Raw genomic sequence first — 16,087 nt, forward strand, 5'->3', positions numbered from 1 at the left:
AAGTGTAACCGGTCGATAAGCTCAGGGCAGCCAGCCGGTGTGAGTCCGGTCCGGGGAGATGCCAGGATCCCTGGTAGCTGGTTCCCGGCGTCGGTTGAGAGGCCGCCGTCGAAGCGGAATGACAAAGTCCCTGTGAGGGGGCGAGCAACTGGCCGGTCCGCAGCATGAAGCGAAGCTTGCAGCGTCGTTAGCACCGCCTGTCGAAAGATGGGGCAAGGAGGAGCCGAGCCCGTGCCTTAGAGGGTGAAGGCCATGGACGGCATCTGGGATCCTGGAGCGGGTGCCTATGAACCTCCCGGCGTAAGGAGCGTGGAACGGTCAGAGGGCTGTCCTGGGAACTGGAGAGAGCCTATTCGGCTCCGGGTCTGCGGCCCGGGAAGCATGCCTGTCTATAACCGGTGGTCCCGGGAAGTGGCAGGCGGCCGGAAGGCAGTCGGAGGGGGCAGTAGTAGCGTTTGAGGGTCGGGACAACATAACCCGGCCTGAGCGAAGGGCCCCTGCTTCATCGATGCGCAGTGTTGGAGGGAGGAACTCGGATGAGTGCCGTTGCGGCTAGGTCCGTCCGCCAGGCCGATGGTCTGGATGCGGTTCGTGCTCTTCAGCGTGTGCTTTACCGCAGTGCCAAGTGTGATCCTGCCCGTCGTTTCCATGCTCTGTATGGCCATATCGCTCGCAGCGACGTGTTGTGGCGGGCGTGGAGCGACGTGCGTGCGAACCGGGGCGCGCCCGGGGTCGACGGTGTGTCGATCGACGACGTCGAGCGCGCCGGGGTAGGCGAGTTCCTGGATGCCCTCGCGGGGGAGTTGCGGGCCGGGTCGTACCGGCCGGCTCCGCTGCGCAGGGTGCACATCCCGAAGCGCGAGCCGGGTGCCACCCGGCCGCTGTCGATCCCCACGGTTCGGGACCGGGTCGTCATGACCGCCGCGAAGATCGTTTTGGAGCCGGTGTTCGAGGCTGATTTTCTGCCGTCGAGTTTCGGGTTCCGCCCGCGCCGGTCCGCAGTGGATGCCTGTGAAGTCATCCGCGTTGAGGCGAACCGGGGTCGGCAGTGGGTGGTTGACGTTGATATCGCGGACTGTTTCGGTTCTTTGGACCATGCCGCGGTTATGGGACAGGTCGCCCGCCGGGTTTCTGACCGGCGGATGCTGAAACTGCTGCGCGGTTGGCTTCGGGCGGGAGTCCTGGACGCGGGTGTCATTCGTGACACCGTGGCTGGGACTCCCCAGGGATCGCCGATTTCCCCGTTGTTGGCTAACGTTGCGCTTCACCTCCTTGACGAAGAATGGGCGGCGTCGAGCCGGCGGATCGGTGTGCTGGTAAGGTACGCCGACGATATCGCGGCGCTGTGTGCCACCGAACAGGCGGCACGCGAGGCCGTACGTCGCATCAGCATGACCCTGGCGCGGTTGGGGCTACGGCTACATCCCGCCAAGTCCAGGATTGTGTGTCTGCGGGAGGGGCGTCGGGGGTTTGACTTCCTCGGCTGGCATCATCACATGGTGCGGTCGTGGAAACATCCCTGGCGTTTCTACCTGATGCGGTGGCCGTCGGCGGCGGCGATGCGGTCGATCCGGGCGCGGATACGTGACGCCACGGATCGACGTTTCGTCGGTAAGTCATTGGCGGACCGGGTAGGGGTCCTCAACCGGCTTCTACGCGGGTGGTCGGGTTACTTCGCTGCGGGGAACTCATCCCGGGCGTTGGGATCGCTCGACAGCTACGTCCACCTACGGCTTGCCATCTTTGCCAGTAACAAGCACGGCCAGCCTGGCCGGGGTTGGGCCGGGCGTCATGACGGCGCCTGGCTGGCCCGTCTTGGTGTGTTCCGCCTCGCCGGGCGGACACGGTGGGTGACCGCGCATGCCTCGCGGTGAACGGTGTCGGAGAGCCGTGTGTGGGAGAACCACATGCACGGATCGAAAGGGGGCCGCTGGCGAAGCCGGGCCTCGTGGCAGCACAGCGCATCCGCGCTGCCGGACGGCGAAAGTGTCCGATGGAAGCCCCGTCGACCCCGTCCCGGCCACGAAACCTGGACCAGCCAGCGGCCTACCTCACTCAGTTCACCGTTGCCCAGGCCGCGAAGGCAGCCATCTTCGGCGACGTCTCCGCACAGCCTCTGTGACTACCTCGCGTGTAGGTTCCTCCGTTGATCTTCCGCCCGGTTGCGAGGTACCAGAGGTATCCCGGACTCGGTGTCACTGGCGCAGTGCTGATTTCCCAGCTTCCGTTGGCAGTTCTGCTGGATGCCACAGCTCAGCGGGCGATCGCGGGCCGCGCGCCCGTCCGGGCCTGGGAGTCATGATCGATATCGCGAAGAGGCCGCAGGGACGCGGATGGTGATGCGATCCTGACGGTGTGGAGTTTCCACAGTTGTGGTGATGACTTTGGCGTGGGAGGCCTATCGGGCAGACCCAGCACCCGTCTGAGGACGTCCTCGGCCCGGTCAGCTCGCGAACTCGCGGATCGCGCAGCCGAGATCGATGCGCTCGCACCGCTTCCCAGCCGCGGTGCCTGTGCATGCATGGGGCGTCGCTCTCCAGACCGGCACCGGCGTGTTCCATCACGGCTGGCGGGACCCATATGCCCGGGTGGGCGATGTCTATGGTCGTCCGCACTCCGCATATGAGCCGCCGGACCTCCCGGTCGTTGGACCCGCTGACGAGGTGGTGGAGGCGGTGACCGGCTCTTTGTGACCTGTCACTACTTCTATCGACGTCTAGGCCGGGGGCGGCGCGTCGCCTGGTGAGAGGAAAGACCCGACCTCGTCGCGAGCCGCCATCGGTCGGCTCGCCTGCGCCACCATCCCCTGACTTGAGCGCGGAGTCCCCACGGACCGCCGTGTGTTAGCCACGCGGCTAACGTACGGCGCCGATCGGAAGGAGAACCGCGAGCAAAGTAGAGAAAATTGCCGACTCTGGTTCACGCGGGCGGTGTCTGCCGCCTCTAGGAGGATGACGGCCTCGCGGCGAGGCTCACGTGGCTTGAAGAGGGTGGATGACATGGATGTGGCGACGGTGGCAGTGTGGGCGACGCTGGCCGGCCCAGCGTGCGCGTTGGTCGGCGTGTGTCTGCGGCTACGCGCCCGGGCCCGGCGCGACCACGAGGACCGTGAACTAGTGCTCAAACTCGCCGGCCAGCTGCCCCGGGGCGGCCGACTCGTCTACCAACGGGATGAGGAATGTGCGCGCACCATGGTTGCCACGTCCGACCAGGACGCCTGACGGCGACGCGCAGGTCCCATGACCGACCTCGACTCATCGCGCTGGCCACCCGCACCGCCAGACGGGGACATCGCCGCCGCGTTCAGCTGCTTCTACCGGCGAGACATGCCGAAGCTGGTTGCCTTCCTGGTCTGGCTGGGCGCCCGACCGGCTGACGCCGTCGAGATCGCTCAGGACGCCATGACCCAGGTCTTCCAGCGATGGGGTGACCTCACCGCCCCGAGGGCATGGTCCCGCAAGGTCGCAGGCCGCGCCTATGCTCGCAGGCTGACCGACCTTCTCGAGGTCCCGGTGGACAACCCCGCCGTCTCTGTGTCACCCCTGCCCGACCCGAGCGGTATTGACGCGATTGTCGACAAACACGAAGTCGTCGCCCTATTCACCCAACTGCCGCTTCGCCAGCGGCATGTCATGGCCCTGACGTTCGACGGCTACACCCCCGCCGAGATCGCCGTAGAACTTGGGATGAAATCCGACGCTGTCCGCGCCTCGCTCTACAAAGCCCGCGCCACCCTCGCCCGGCTACGGAGGGGGATCGACCCAGGATGACGACCGAACCAGTCGATTCCCACCACGCCGACATGGACCGCTGGCTCTCCGCCGCGCACGCCAACTTGGTTGACGATCTCGCGGCTCACCTCGACCTCGACGCTGGGCTGCGCGATGCAATGCTGCCAGCCGCGCACACCAGCTTGGTTGACGACCTGGCCACTCACCTCGACCTCGACGGCGGCCTAGCCGCCATCCTCGCGTCCAAGACGAGCACCAGCGCGAGCACCGGGCTGGCCGCCATCCTCGTGTCCAAGACCCGCGCAGACGCCGCAGAGGCAGCCGGTGACGATCATCCGTCCACAGTCTTCCAGGTTGCCGTTGATCCGGACGCCAACGTTCCTCGTCGTGCGGCGCCGATCAGCGACAATGAGGACTTGGCGACCGCCGGTGGGCCTCGTCATGCCGCAGACGCCAATCACCTCGTCGAGGTTGACTTCGCCGGCCCTGACTACCGGGCGGTCGCTGAGTCCCTGGTCGGCTATGCCTACCCGATTCTCCATGGCTGGCTGGTCACCGGACAGATCGTGCAGGAATGCGCTCGCAAAGGCGTCCAGGGCATCCGCAAGCTCGCCGCAGGTGAGATAACTCTGACCCACGAGGACATCGAAGACCTCGTCCAGGACACCCTGCTCTTGGCACTCGACCGGTTCGCTACCGCCGGCCGCGCAGGCCGCGGCTGGACTCCGAACGGTGGCGCCCCGCTGACCGCTTACTTCCTAGGAAGCTGCATCTTCGCGTTCGTCGACGTCTACCGCAGCTGGGAAGGTCAACACCTCCGTCAGGACCGACTCGACCAGGACAGGTCATCTCGCGAGCCCATCGCCAGCCCCGACCCCGCAGAACTGATCACCCTCGCGGAAACCCTCCGCGAATCCCTGCCACCGCCAGGAAAGGCACGTACCGTCGTCCTGCTCGACGCCGCCGGTTATACGCACACCGAGATCGCCCAGATCATCGGGGACACCTCTCCCCGTGTCGTTGAAGGCCTACTACGCCGCTTTCGTCGGAACGTCGGTGAGCGCCCGGCGTCCACCGGCAGGAAGATCGACCCCCCCATGACCTGAGCTCGGGCAGGGGGCCGCAGCGGACGTGAACGAGAACGTCGAGCAGGCCAGAGGCCAGTAGTACCCGTCCTTTTTCCTCCTCGAAGGCTCGGCGATCACGTCGCACGTCCGAGTGGTGGAACGGGCCGTCGTACTCAAGCCCGACCCGATGCCCGCTGTCTAGGTGGAAGATGGCGTCGACCTCCACCTCGCGCCGGCGCCGGTCACGATCGCCACGCGCGTCCGAACACGGCATAGCGCCAGTCTTGCGGGCGCCCGGGGAACCACGACGGGACACGCTGGGTCGGCGGGCTCCTCCACGACTGGGTCGCGCGAAGTCACGGGTGCTGCGTGCGGCGCCGCCCCCGCCTCACCTAACGTGTGCTCATCTGATCACCGTGGTGCACCGTCCGGGCAGGTAGACGGGCTGTCGGCCAGGACCGTGACGTCGATCGCGGAACCGCACAGGATCGGGTAGCGGTTCGCATTGTGGTCAGTCAGGTCCACACATATTGGTAGGTAATGGCTTTGATCAGATTGATCTGATCAAAGCTTTTGATCGTTTGTCCGTCATTCGTCCGCGGGACTGGACGTCAGAGACCGGTACCCTCCAGGACCAGCCGGTTGTGACCCTCACCACAGGGTCCGCTTTGCGGGCGTCCGCAGCTCAGGCGCGATCAGTACTTGGACAGAGGCCAGCCACACCCGTCCCGGGAATCGCATCACCGCCGGTATCGGCCGTGATCGCCAGCGTGACGTTGTCCTGGTGATGCTGCCGGCGGCCACGGGAAACTCCCGTAGGCGGCCAGGGACCGCACTACCCTGATGATCGTTTTTGCCGGTTGGATCGGTGAGCATCACACGGTCCGTCGGTTCGTAGAGCTCAGGGACACCCGTAGGGCTAGTCGCCGGCATCTCCCTGCTCGCCGCTGTTGTCGCGGGGGGCTCGACCGGTTCGAACACCACAACGGCCTCGGCGCTGTGCGCATCGGCGGCCGGGCCTTCGTCGCCGCCGTTTTGGTTGTGCTCGCCGTGGTGACGGCCGCGCGGGGCCTGTCGCGCCGACCCGGACTGCCGGTAAGAAAGGGGTCGCCCCCGCAGACAGGCTCAGCGGGCGGTGTCGAGGGCGTGGAGGAGGTTGCTGGTCTTGACGCGGTAGAGGCGGCCGATGCGGTGGACTTCGCAGGGGAATTCGCCGCGGCGGGCAACACCCGCCGGGCGTCTTCCACTGTTCAGATGCCCGTAGGTATCGACGGTGGTCGTGATGGAGGCATGACCGAGTAGCTCCTTCACGCTCTCCATTCCGGCGCCGTTGCGCAGCAGCCAGGTCGCATATGTGTGGCGAAAGAGATGTGGGCTGAACAGAATGCCGGTGATATGGCGCAGCCGGACGACCAGATCGTAGACCGCGGAGTAGGTCAGCAGGCTCCCATATGGTTCGGCCCACAGGTTGACGAAGACATAGTCAGAGTCCAAAGCCCCGTACTCACGGTTTCGGTCACCGCATCGACGCCGCACCCGTAATGAGCCCACGATACCCATCGTTTCTCCGGATTGCAGACGATCACATCCGTTACCCGCAGTATTCGACGAATCTCACCAGTGTGGCTCCGGTCGTCGGTGTCGTTCCCCGTACCCATGCGAGACGTCGACGCCTACGCGACATCGAGCGACGCCCGGAGTGCCTGGCGGATGACGTCGCCGGCGTTCGTGTGATCGGCAGCCGGCCGTGCGGCGAGCGCCGCCCGCAGTCCCGGGTCCAGTCATACCGATACCACGTCCGCGGGGGATGATCCCAGCGGACGGCGGCCCCCGCGTTGCCGCAGCTCTGCAACGTCATGACCGGCCTCGGCCTCGGCCTCCGCCGCCAGCCGATCCAACCGTCGGCCTGTTAGCGGTCAGCCGGCCTGCGGGCCGCCCCGGACAGCGGCGAGAGTGGCGCTATCGGCGCTGGCGAGGGCGGCCGGGCTCCCGTTGCCGGTCACCGCAGCGGGCGTGGCCGCCTGGGCGGTGGTGGTGTCGTCGTCGTTCAAGGCGCGGATCTCCGACTTGAAGATCCTCAATGAGCGGCCGATCGAACGGGCCGAGTCCGGCAGTTTGCGGGAGCCGAACAGCACCACGAACACCACGGCGACGATTAGCAGATGCCAGGGGCTCAACGCACCCATCACGATTCCTCGATTCGCGCAGGTCGGGTAGATCCGCTCCCCGGAGACGGTGCTCCGGCCCAATGGGTACGGCGCCAACCCCATTGTGCCGTGACCCGGCCGGGTACGTCACGGGTGAGAGGGTTATCCGCCGGTAAACCCTCTGATGGCGTAGCGGACCGGCGGCAGACCCGGGTCTGCCCTGCCCTGGCCATTCCGGTCGCTGCCGGTAGATTCTGCCAGAATAAACGGGGAACGGGGTGCTCCGGCTGGCTTGCATGGCCGCCGGTGACGGTGAAGTGAGGGCCGTTGGGGGTCGTTTGATCAGCTCGTCGTCCGCGCCGCGGCGGCCCGGCCAGCCTGCGCTGCCGCCGCCGGTGTCGGTAAGGCTGGACAGCTCGGTCGCGAGCCTGTGGCAGCACCGTGTCGATCAGCATGTGCGTGACTGGTACATGGGTCTGCGGCTCCAGAAGTTCCCCGAAGACCTGCGGGTGTATGAGCATCTGCTGTGGGAGTACCAGCCCAATGTGGTGATCGAGTTTGGTGGGCATCGGGGTGGCAGCGCCCTGTGGTTCCGCGACCGGCTGGTGGCGTTGGCCCGTTACCGGCCGCTGGGCAGGCCGCTGGTCGTTTCTGTCAGCTTGGATACCACACCAGCCCGCGAGGGGGTTGCGCTGCGCGACCCTGCCCATGCGGACAGCATCGTCTTCATCGACGGGGACGTGCGCGACCCCGACCTGCCTGGCCGGGTCGCCGCCGTGCTGCCGGGCGAAGCCCGCTGTCTGGTTGTCGAGGACACCGCGCATGAGTACGACACCACCATGGCGGCATTGGTCGGGTTCGGCCGGTTCGTCGCCCCCGGCGGCTACTTCGTCGTCGAGGACGGCATCGTCGACGTCGCCGGCCTGCGTCCGGTCAACGCCGGGTGGGGTGGCGTGCTGCTCGCGATCGACGAGTGGCTCGCCACCGACGACGGCCGCGCGTTCACCGTGCGCCGAGACCTGGAAATGTACGGGCTGACCACCTGTGTCCGCGGGTGGCTGCAACGTCGCCCGTCAGACTAGGCTGGAGTTGCGCCCGGCCACCCCCACCGGCATGATCCTCGACTGGGTGGAGGGCCGCCGGCCCGGCAGGCGGAGTAGCGGCATTTCCTCGGCGGCGTCACTCAGCGGGAGTCAAGCCCACCGGCGAGGAGCGGACCCGGCGGACAGCCCGCCGCGACCGGCTGGACTCCAGGTCGTCGAGGTCGAGCGGGGAGGTTTCGACGTCGGCGAGACCCGCGTAGGGGGAGGTGGCGGCGCGGCGGGCTGTGCGCCGGTCGTTGGCCCATCCGATGAGCAGGACCACCTCGTAGAGCAGGCACATCGGGATGCCCAGCGCGAGCATGGTGGACGGGTCCTGGCTGGGGGTCACGATCGCGGCGAACACGAAGACCAGGAAGATTTCCGGCCGGCGCCAGGACTGCAGCTTCGCGGTGCTGACCACCCCGGCCAGGTTGAGCATGCACACCAGCAGCGGAACCTCGAACGACAGCCCGAAGATCAGCAGCATGGTGGTGATGTAGCTGAGGTATTTCTCGGCGTCGAGGATGCTGACGAGGCCGTCGCCGGAGAAGCCGAGTAGCAGCTTCAGCCCGGTGGGCAGGGTGAGGTAGGCGAGGGACCCGCCGGCCGCGAACAGCACCAGCGAGCAGTACGGCTGTTTCAGAAAGTTCAGGATGTGCGGTTCGAGGATGAAGCAGACCACGGCCGCAATCGCGAATGCGATCAGCGCCTTGGCGATCGCGGGGTGGGCAGCGGCAGCACAGGCGGCGTCTCCTGCTCGGTCGGGGACTACTCTGCGGGCGGTTGTGACGGTCAGCGCCGGCCGGGCACCCCTGCGGGATGAGCCGGCGCCGAGCGGCACGAATGCGGTGACGAGTAGTTCCGACGCGCCAGGCTGACATGACAGACGTCATCCGGTCCGGGTGTCGGCACCGGCGCGTGGTTGATGCTACGTCCCCCGTCGGCGGGTACCAACGGGGACACTGATATCCGTCTGGTCACGGTGCTGTCCGAGGATGGCGGTACGGACCAGGGGAACCGGGATGGGTGTTCGGCGTGGGTCCACGATCAGTGCTCCGGCGGGGGCGGGTGTCGGATAGCTGCTATCTTGCGCTTGTGGCGCAGGTGTCCTGATTTCGGATCCTTGCTCCGCTGCAACGATGCCGGCGGTCGCGGGCGCGAGTGGGCTCGGCGTGCAGATCGACTGATCGGGTCCGGCGCTACCGGAGGAGTGGAGTTGTAGTGGTACAGATCGGTGGTCGTACGGTCGCGACCGGCGATGTCGGCATCATGGGTGCCGGTGTCGCCGTCTTCGTCTCGAGTTTCCTGCCGTGGTACGGGGCGAGCTTCGGTGGTTACCGCGCGAGCGTCAGTGGGTGGAACTCGGGGTTCATCGCCTGGTTCCCCATCCTGCTCTGCCTCGCCGTGGCTGGGGTCGTCGCCGCGGCGACGTTCGGGAACGTGCGGCTGCCCACGGTCGGCCCGGTCGGCCCGTCGCTGGCGTTCGTCCTCGGCGCTGGCGTGGCCGTCCTGCTCATCCTGCTCCGCTGGATCACACTGCCCGACGCGGGCAGCTCGCTGTTCGCCGCGCAGATCAAGTCGGGTCCAGAGGTCGGGCTGTTCCTCGGCCTGATCGGTGCCGCAGTGATGACCGGCTTCGCGGTGTTGCGTCTGCTCGCCAGCGGTGAGCCGATCCCCGGCCGCGGCCCCCGGTCGGCCGGCGGGTATGGCCAGCAGCCGCCGCAGCCGCCGTATGGCCAGCAGCCGCCGCAGCCGCCGTATGGCCAGCAGCCGCCGGCCGGCGGGTATGGCCAGCAGCCGCCGCAGCCGCCGTATGGCCAGCAGCCGCCGGCCGGCGGGTATGGCCAACAGCCGCCGGCCGGCGGGTATGGCCAACAGCCGCCGCAGCCGCCGTATGGCCAGCCACCGCACAACGGCTGATCGTCACGGCTCGGTGATGATGGTGGCGTTCCGGCCGGCCGCAGGGGGACGCCTGGAATGTGCTGCCCGGGGGACCGGTCGAGACGGGTGAGGGCATAGAGCCCGCGCTGGCTCGCCACCTCGATGGCCTGGCTGACCGCGGCCGACGGGCGGGTCGACCCGGCGGAACGCGACGGGCTGCGGGCGTTCGCGGCCACCGACCCGGTCTGACCAACTTCCCCGCCGGTAGAACAGGCTGTCATCCGGGAGGCGACCGAGGCGCTCGGCCTCGACCCGAGCGACTTCACCGTGCAGGCGCGGCTGGAGTCATCCCGGTCCGCATCGGCCGGATCGTCCGCGCTGGCGGAAGGGTGGTTATCAGCCAGCCGTCACTTCCTCCCCGGGGTCCAGTCCAGTCCCCAGGTGTATGCCGCGTCGAGCTCGCGGTGCCCATTCACGTACCGGATCTCGCGGCTGACGGTGAAGTCGTTCGCGCCGTTGTTGGTGAGCAGCGCGATGGCACACATCCGGGCACCGCCGGCCCGCTCGTCCAGACGTACCTCGATCGGTGCGCCCTGGGCCGGGGTCAGGGTCACGATCGCGTTGGCCTGGTCGAACGAGGCCACGCCCTCGTAGATGAAGGCGAACACCAGTAGCCGCCGGATGTCGGTGAGGTGCGCGAGGTTGACGTAGAGGTTCTCGCCGCCCGTCGACGCGCCGGTACGGTCGTCGGCGTCGAGCTGTATGTACGGCGGCGCGTCGAAGGAGCCGAATGAGTTGCCGAGCGCCTGCACCACGCCGGCCTAGCCGTCGATCAGCTCGAACAGGTAGGCAAGGTCTAGGTCGATGCCGTCCCCGGCGCCGAGCACCCGCTTCAAAAACCCGCCCTTGGCGGGTGCGGCGGCACCGCTGCTCCAGTTCAGGTTCACGTGCAACCGCCGGCCGCCGCCCTGTTTGCTCAGCGACACGGTCGGCGCCGACTTCGTCAACGTGACCTTGCTGAGCGACACCGGCGCGCAGCCTCCGCTCGGGCTGACGGTTCGCTTACTGTAGTCGATGGCCAAGGTTCGCTCCCCTGCGCTGTCGTACGCTGCCTGCGGTTGCCTGGTCTGCGCCCGCCGGGTGTCCTGGCCGGCACCGCCCGAAGTGAGCAGCTCAACCGGGGCCACCCTCCGGGAACGGGACGCGTCCGGCCGCCGGGTCCTCATGATTGCATGCCCGCGGGTCCGGTTCGACGTCCCTCAGTGACAGCGAGCCGGAAGGGAAGTACGGGCTGCCGCATCGACCAACATCCACCGGACAGGCCCTAGTCGTCGCCGGTCGGGGACGGAGCGCCGCCGAAAGTCATGTCGCAGAGCGTCAGGTAGAGGCGGTCCGGCCGGGGCAGATACTGGAGCTTCGCGAGGGCCCCGGCGTCGTCGCCAGCTGTCTCGACCACGAACTCGCCGTAGCCGAAGATGCGGCCGAGCGGGTCTCGGTTGTACGCCATGTCGGTGATCTTCGTCAGGGGCATCGTCTGGACCTTCCGGGAGATGATGCCCGACACTTTCAGCAACCGCCTATCCGTGATCATGATGTGGGTGACCTGCCAGTCGATCAGCTTCCACAGCATTCGTACGATCATGAAAAGGACAAAATATCACAATAGTGTAAAAATCGGGCCTAGATTGATCCCTTGGCTGGCGAACAGGATGTTCACGCCGAGCGCGAGGACGACCGACCCGGCGGTCTCCAGGAAGACGCGCAGCAGGACCGCCCAGTGCAGCCGCACCATCGTCACCAGCCGCTCCTGGCTGGCCAGATACTTGCTGTCACGCAGGACCGAATCGGGAAACCGAAGTTTCACCACGGCCGCAGTGTCTCAGACCACAAGGCCCGGCGGGCGGTTATCGCAGCCTGCCCACGGCGGGCCACGATCCGCCAGGAGGGCAGCGGGGAGGCGGTTGACCGCGGTCGCGAGGAGCCGATGGACGTTTCGCGGGTCGGGGGTGCCCGTCGCGGTGTGCAGTTGCAGCAGCGCGACATTGTCGCCGCGTCGCCGCGTCGCCCCACCGCCCAGCGGTCATCCGCATATGGCTCGTCGCCGACGCCGGGAAGGGGGGTTCCGGTCCTGCACGCGCGCATCGCAAGCCTGGCTGGCAGGGCGTCGGTGACGGCCAGGTGGACAGCGTCACCTGGGTGGCCGGGTCGACCGCCGCGCGGACCAGCCGGTACCCGCCGCGCACGATCAGGACGGCCCCGAGCGGGAACGACGAGGACGCAGAGCAGGAGCCCGAGGGTATCGGTGATGATGAACCGCTTGCGGCCGTTGACCTTCTTGCCCGCGTCGTAGCCCCGCGAGTCCTTCCCGACCGTCGGTGCGCCCTTCACCAACTGAGAGTCGATCACGGCGGCGGTCGGCTCGGGTTCCCGGCCCTCCAAGGCTCGCAGCTTGTCCCGCAACGCATCGTGGATTTTGGCGGTGACGCCGTGGTCGTGCCAGCGGGTGACAAAGCCATAGACCGTCTCCCAGGGTGGGAAGTCCTTCGGTAGCGATCGCCAGCTACAGCCGCTGTGCGCAATGTAGAAAATCGCGTCGACAATCTCTCGGCGGGGATGCGCCTCGTTGCGGCCGTCTTTCGATACCGGCGGCAGGAGCGGCTCGACCACCGCCCACTCCGTATCCGTCAGGTCCGAGGGGTAGCCATGAACACGTCCCATGACCTGCCTCTACCAGCCCCACCGCCACCGAAACCCAGCCCCGCGACGCCGCGTCCCCTATTGCCGGTCGCTCTAAGTCGTCGTCTGTCGTCTGCTCGGGTGTGGCTCGATCGGCCGTGGGCCACGCCGGTGGAAGGCGTGGGCCCACGGCCGATCACGTTCGGTCGGCGGCCGTGGACGGCTACCGAACGCCGACTTGTTCGACGTAGGTGTAGCCGGTGACGCGGCGGCCTTCGTAGGTACCGGTGACGGTGGCGCTGCCTTCGTAGCGGGAGCCTGCGGCCACCAGTTCCTGGTCCTTGGTGGTGACGGTGACGTGCAGCTCGGCGTGCTGGCCGGGGATGGTGACCTTGAACCGTGTGGGGTAGCGCGCACCAGTGGTCGGGCTGGTCCAGACACTGGAGGCGTCAGGTGTGATGGTCGCCGGGGCAATGGTGTGGGTGCCGTCGGGGCTCACTATGGTTCCCCAGGTGTGCTCAGTGTTGTACCTCATATCCCAGAGGCTGATCTTATCGCCGTTGGACAGGTTGAGGTCCATCCAGGTCCACCCGGCCCCAGCCTTGGGCGAGGCCAGGTTAGGGAGGGGTCCCCACTGGTGGTCCAGCCAGGACTGCCCGCTAAGCCGCTCGGCGCGCCCGTTGAGCGTCAGCGTCCCAGACGTCGCCATGGAGGGAAAGGCGTACTCGTAGTTCGGGTACGCCGCTTCGCCGAACATGGGGAAGTACCCCGTCCCGAGGTTGTAGAGGACCTGTCCGCGGGGGCGGAACGTGACGTCGATCTGTCCCTCTGGGACCTTGGCCTGCAGCTTCATCTGGGTGGCGTCGCCCGTCCAGGTGATGTTCTCGGTGTGGATGTCCACGCCCGGGGCGCCGGAGATGCCTCCCCGGGACGGGAGCTTGACCTCCGACCTGGTGTACCAGCTGGTGGTTTCATCCGTGATCGACACGGCCGAGCCGGCGCCCATCGCGTTGGTCAGGTAGTGGACGAAGAACCCATACCGGTGTCCCCCGGCGGTCACGTGCGCGACGACGTACCAGGACTCGTTGGGCCTGTCAGATTTGGCGGTGAGGTCCGCGGCAGCGTTGACGAGGACCGGAAGTGTGGTGTGGGCCAACCCGTCGGGGGCGCCGGCTGTGGCCGGTGAGTCGGCGGCGTTCGCGGGTCCCGTCGGGACGAGCGAACTGAAGGCGATGAGCGCCGAGACGACGACGGCCGCACCCACCCTGGTTGTGCGCATGATGGCTCCTTGGAGGCGGAGTTGAATCTGGACTCAGGTCCGACGGCTACTAATAGGGCTCAAGACCGTCATCGAGGAACGAGCAATGTCACCCGGTCCGTGGTCGCAAAGGAGAACGAACGCAGACTGCGTTGAAGGCGGCGGTTCGGCAGGTGCTGGAACGCAAGAGGTCCTTCAACAGGGCGATCGCCTGCACCCGACTGGATGACGAAATCCAGGCCGTCGACGGTCGGTTTCTCCCCGTATCGCTTCCTGACGTTCTCAACCTCGATCATCGTCTTGTCCTCCATCGGTGACGCTAGTGAATTCCGGCGTGACCGACATTAGGAACGAACAGCCCGGCGCGACATAACCCGACCGGTCAGAATCCAGCTGGCCAGGTAGGCCGCAAGGCATACCCCCGACCCGCCCAACGGCGTACGCACCACCATGCCGAGCATGTCCGAGTGACGGGTTATACCCGTGCGTGATCGTTACAATCTATAGTCGATACACCCACCATTCGGCATGCCAACAACTGCCCCGCAACTTTCCCCGCCAAGGTCTTTACGTCCAGCACAGAAATTGAACGTCGGATTGGGGCTGGAACACGCCCGAGGTCAGCTCCCCGGAGTGACGAGGCCGGACTCGTAGGCCAACACGACGGCCTGGACGCGGTCGCGGATGTCGAGTTTCGCCAGTATCCGTCCGACGTGAATCTTGACGGTTCCTTCGGACAGGTGCAGGTCGGTGGCGATCTCGCGGTTCGATCGCCCTCTGGCGAGCTGGGCGAACACGGTTTGTTCCCGCTCGGTCAGCTTGCTGAGGACGGCGTTCCGGTCGGGTTGCCGGTCCTGGTCGGGTAGCAGGGAGACGAACTGGTCGATCAGCCGCCGTGTCGCGGTGGGGGCGAGCACCGCGCGACCGTCGGCAACGGTGCGGATGGCGTTGAGCAGCTCGGCTGGTGGCGCGTCTTTGAGGAGGAATCCGCTGGCGCCCGCCTTGAGCCCGGCGAAGACGTACTGATCCAGGTCGAAGGTGGTCAGGATGAGGACCTTCGACCTGGAGCCCGGCTCGGCGACGATCGCGGCGGTCGCCTGGATGCCGTCCATGCGTGGCATCCGGACATCCATGAGCACCACGTCGGGGCGCAGCGCTGAGGCCATGCTGACGCCGGTCTTTCCGTCCGCGGCCTCACCGACGACCTCGATGTCGGATTCGGCTTCCAGGATCATCCGGAACCCCATGCGCAGCAGCGGTTGGTCATCGACGAGCAGGACCCGGATCATGCGGTCACGCCCACGTCCAGCGGCAGACGCGCCGAGACTTTCCAGCCCCCTGGGTGACGTGGGCCGGCCTGCACCTCACCGCCGTAGACGTGGACGCGTTCCCGCATGCCGACCAGGCCGCTTCCGGCGCCGGCGGGCACGGCCGACGTGGCGCCTTCCCCGTCGTCCTCGATGTCGACGCGCAGTTCACTCGGTAGGAAGTGCAGGCGTACCGAGGCGCGGGCGTCGGCCCCTGCGTGCTTGAGGGTGTTGGTCAGGGCCTCCTGCACGAGCCGGTAGACCATCAGCTGAATGCCGGCCGGCAGCTCGGGCGCGTGACCGCGGATCTCCAGCGTGGTGGTCAGCCCTGCGGAGCGGACCTGGGTGATGAGCATGTCGAGGTGGGTGAGGTCGGGTACCGGCGCGAGAGCCTCGCCGGCATCGTGGCGCAGGACACCGAGGAGGCGGCGGATGTCGGTGAGGGCACGCCGGCCGGTGGCGGACACGGTGCGCATGACCTCGGTGGCCCGCGCCGGCGAAGCCGCCGACGCGGCGATCGCCGCGTCGGTCAGGGTGACCATGACGGTGAGGTGGTGGGCGACGATGTCGTGCATCTCCCGGGCCAGCCAGGCGCGCTCGGCGGCCGCGGCCAGGGCGACCTGTTGGTCTCGTTCCCGTTCCAGGCGCTCCGCGCGGTCGTGCAGTTCGGCCAGATAGGCGCGCCGGGTGCTGGAGTACAGGCCTAGCCCGAGGGCGGCGGCGATCAACCCCGACAGAAAGATCACGTTTAGCCACCAGCTGTCTTGGGACACCGCGATCGTCCCGGCGACGGCGAAGGCTTCGAGGAGGGCAGCGCACGCCAGGGCATCCCGCCGGGGCCGCATCGTGGCCACCGTGTACAGGGCGATAAGCAGGGCCGCGCCGTTCAGCGCGCCGAACTCGAGCCACAGCCCGGTTGGGATGCTGGCAGCCAGGAC

Annotated in this window: 13 protein-coding genes and 4 pseudogenes; 7 read left to right on the forward strand and 10 right to left on the reverse strand. The window is 67.3% G+C overall.

Annotated features, from left to right (window positions below):
- The first annotated feature begins 680 nt into the window (after positions 1–680).
- The 5 genes from ltrA (at position 681) to U9977_RS17050 (ending at position 4,837) form a co-directional block, all read left to right on the forward strand.
- Positions 681–1,874 (forward strand): group II intron reverse transcriptase/maturase, encoded by a 1,194-nt coding sequence (ltrA, locus tag U9977_RS17030; protein WP_416210664.1) that lies wholly within the window; start codon positions 681–683, stop codon positions 1,872–1,874.
- 119 nt (positions 1,875–1,993) lie between these two features.
- Complete coding sequence (locus U9977_RS17035; RefSeq protein WP_322750261.1) at positions 1,994–2,122, forward strand: hypothetical protein; 129 nt, start codon at positions 1,994–1,996, stop codon at positions 2,120–2,122.
- Between the two features lie 877 nt (positions 2,123–2,999).
- Positions 3,000–3,221 (forward strand): hypothetical protein, encoded by a 222-nt coding sequence (locus U9977_RS17040; RefSeq protein WP_322750262.1) that lies wholly within the window; start codon positions 3,000–3,002, stop codon positions 3,219–3,221.
- Positions 3,222–3,239: 18 nt separating this feature from the next.
- A complete protein-coding gene (locus tag U9977_RS17045; RefSeq protein WP_322750263.1) occupies positions 3,240–3,770 on the forward strand; it encodes a sigma-70 family RNA polymerase sigma factor in 531 nt (176 codons plus the stop codon).
- Complete coding sequence (locus tag U9977_RS17050; RefSeq protein WP_322750264.1) at positions 3,767–4,837, forward strand: hypothetical protein; 1,071 nt, start codon at positions 3,767–3,769, stop codon at positions 4,835–4,837. The genes U9977_RS17045 and U9977_RS17050 overlap by 4 nt, the downstream gene beginning before the upstream one ends.
- Before the next feature lie 1,175 nt (positions 4,838–6,012).
- Here the strand turns inward: U9977_RS17050 and U9977_RS17055 are convergent.
- Together U9977_RS17055 and tatA are read right to left on the reverse strand one after the other, a co-directional pair.
- Positions 6,013–6,304, reverse strand: a pseudogene (locus U9977_RS17055) (tyrosine-type recombinase/integrase); the annotation flags it as partial.
- Between the two features lie 410 nt (positions 6,305–6,714).
- Positions 6,715–6,984 (reverse strand): Sec-independent protein translocase subunit TatA, encoded by a 270-nt coding sequence (gene tatA / locus U9977_RS17060; protein WP_322750266.1) that lies wholly within the window; start codon positions 6,982–6,984, stop codon positions 6,715–6,717.
- Between the two features lie 356 nt (positions 6,985–7,340).
- On the opposite strand from tatA, the gene U9977_RS17065 reads away from it, so the two are divergent.
- Positions 7,341–8,027 (forward strand): CmcI family methyltransferase, encoded by a 687-nt coding sequence (locus tag U9977_RS17065; protein WP_322750267.1) that lies wholly within the window; start codon positions 7,341–7,343, stop codon positions 8,025–8,027.
- 97 nt (positions 8,028–8,124) lie between these two features.
- On the opposite strand, the gene tatC is transcribed toward U9977_RS17065, so the two are convergent.
- Positions 8,125–8,745 (reverse strand): twin-arginine translocase subunit TatC, encoded by a 621-nt coding sequence (tatC, locus tag U9977_RS17070; protein ID WP_322750275.1) that lies wholly within the window; start codon positions 8,743–8,745, stop codon positions 8,125–8,127.
- A gap of 503 nt (positions 8,746–9,248) precedes the next feature.
- On the opposite strand from tatC, the gene U9977_RS17075 reads away from it, so the two are divergent.
- Positions 9,249–9,947: a hypothetical protein gene (locus U9977_RS17075; protein WP_322750268.1), complete on the forward strand. Its 699-nt coding sequence runs from the start codon at positions 9,249–9,251 to the stop codon at positions 9,945–9,947.
- A gap of 368 nt (positions 9,948–10,315) precedes the next feature.
- Here the strand turns inward: U9977_RS17075 and U9977_RS17080 are convergent.
- The 7 genes and pseudogenes from U9977_RS17080 to U9977_RS17115 all read right to left on the reverse strand — a co-directional run.
- Positions 10,316–10,990 (reverse strand): annotated as a pseudogene (locus U9977_RS17080) (TerD family protein).
- Between the two features lie 242 nt (positions 10,991–11,232).
- A pseudogene (locus tag U9977_RS27075) lies at positions 11,233–11,775 on the reverse strand (PH domain-containing protein).
- A 362-nt stretch (positions 11,776–12,137) separates the two neighbouring features.
- Positions 12,138–12,626, reverse strand: a pseudogene (locus tag U9977_RS17095) (IS5 family transposase); the annotation flags it as partial.
- A 181-nt stretch (positions 12,627–12,807) separates the two neighbouring features.
- The gene (locus U9977_RS17100) at positions 12,808–13,863 is read right to left on the reverse strand and encodes a lipocalin family protein (protein ID WP_322750271.1); all 1,056 of its coding nucleotides are present in this window, start codon (positions 13,861–13,863) and stop codon (positions 12,808–12,810) included.
- Positions 13,864–13,931: 68 nt separating this feature from the next.
- Positions 13,932–14,138, reverse strand: coding sequence for a hypothetical protein (locus tag U9977_RS17105; RefSeq protein WP_322750272.1), 207 nt, complete (start codon positions 14,136–14,138; stop codon positions 13,932–13,934).
- A gap of 324 nt (positions 14,139–14,462) precedes the next feature.
- Positions 14,463–15,131 (reverse strand): response regulator transcription factor, encoded by a 669-nt coding sequence (locus tag U9977_RS17110; protein ID WP_322750273.1) that lies wholly within the window; start codon positions 15,129–15,131, stop codon positions 14,463–14,465.
- The coding region (locus tag U9977_RS17115; RefSeq protein WP_322750274.1) for a sensor histidine kinase at positions 15,128–16,087 on the reverse strand (960 nt) is incomplete at its 5' end. The genes U9977_RS17115 and U9977_RS17110, both read right to left, overlap by 4 nt.

It is taken from the genome of Protofrankia sp. Cas8 (assembly GCF_963555845.1).
Classification (GTDB): Bacteria; Actinomycetota; Actinomycetes; order Frankiales; family Frankiaceae; genus Protofrankia.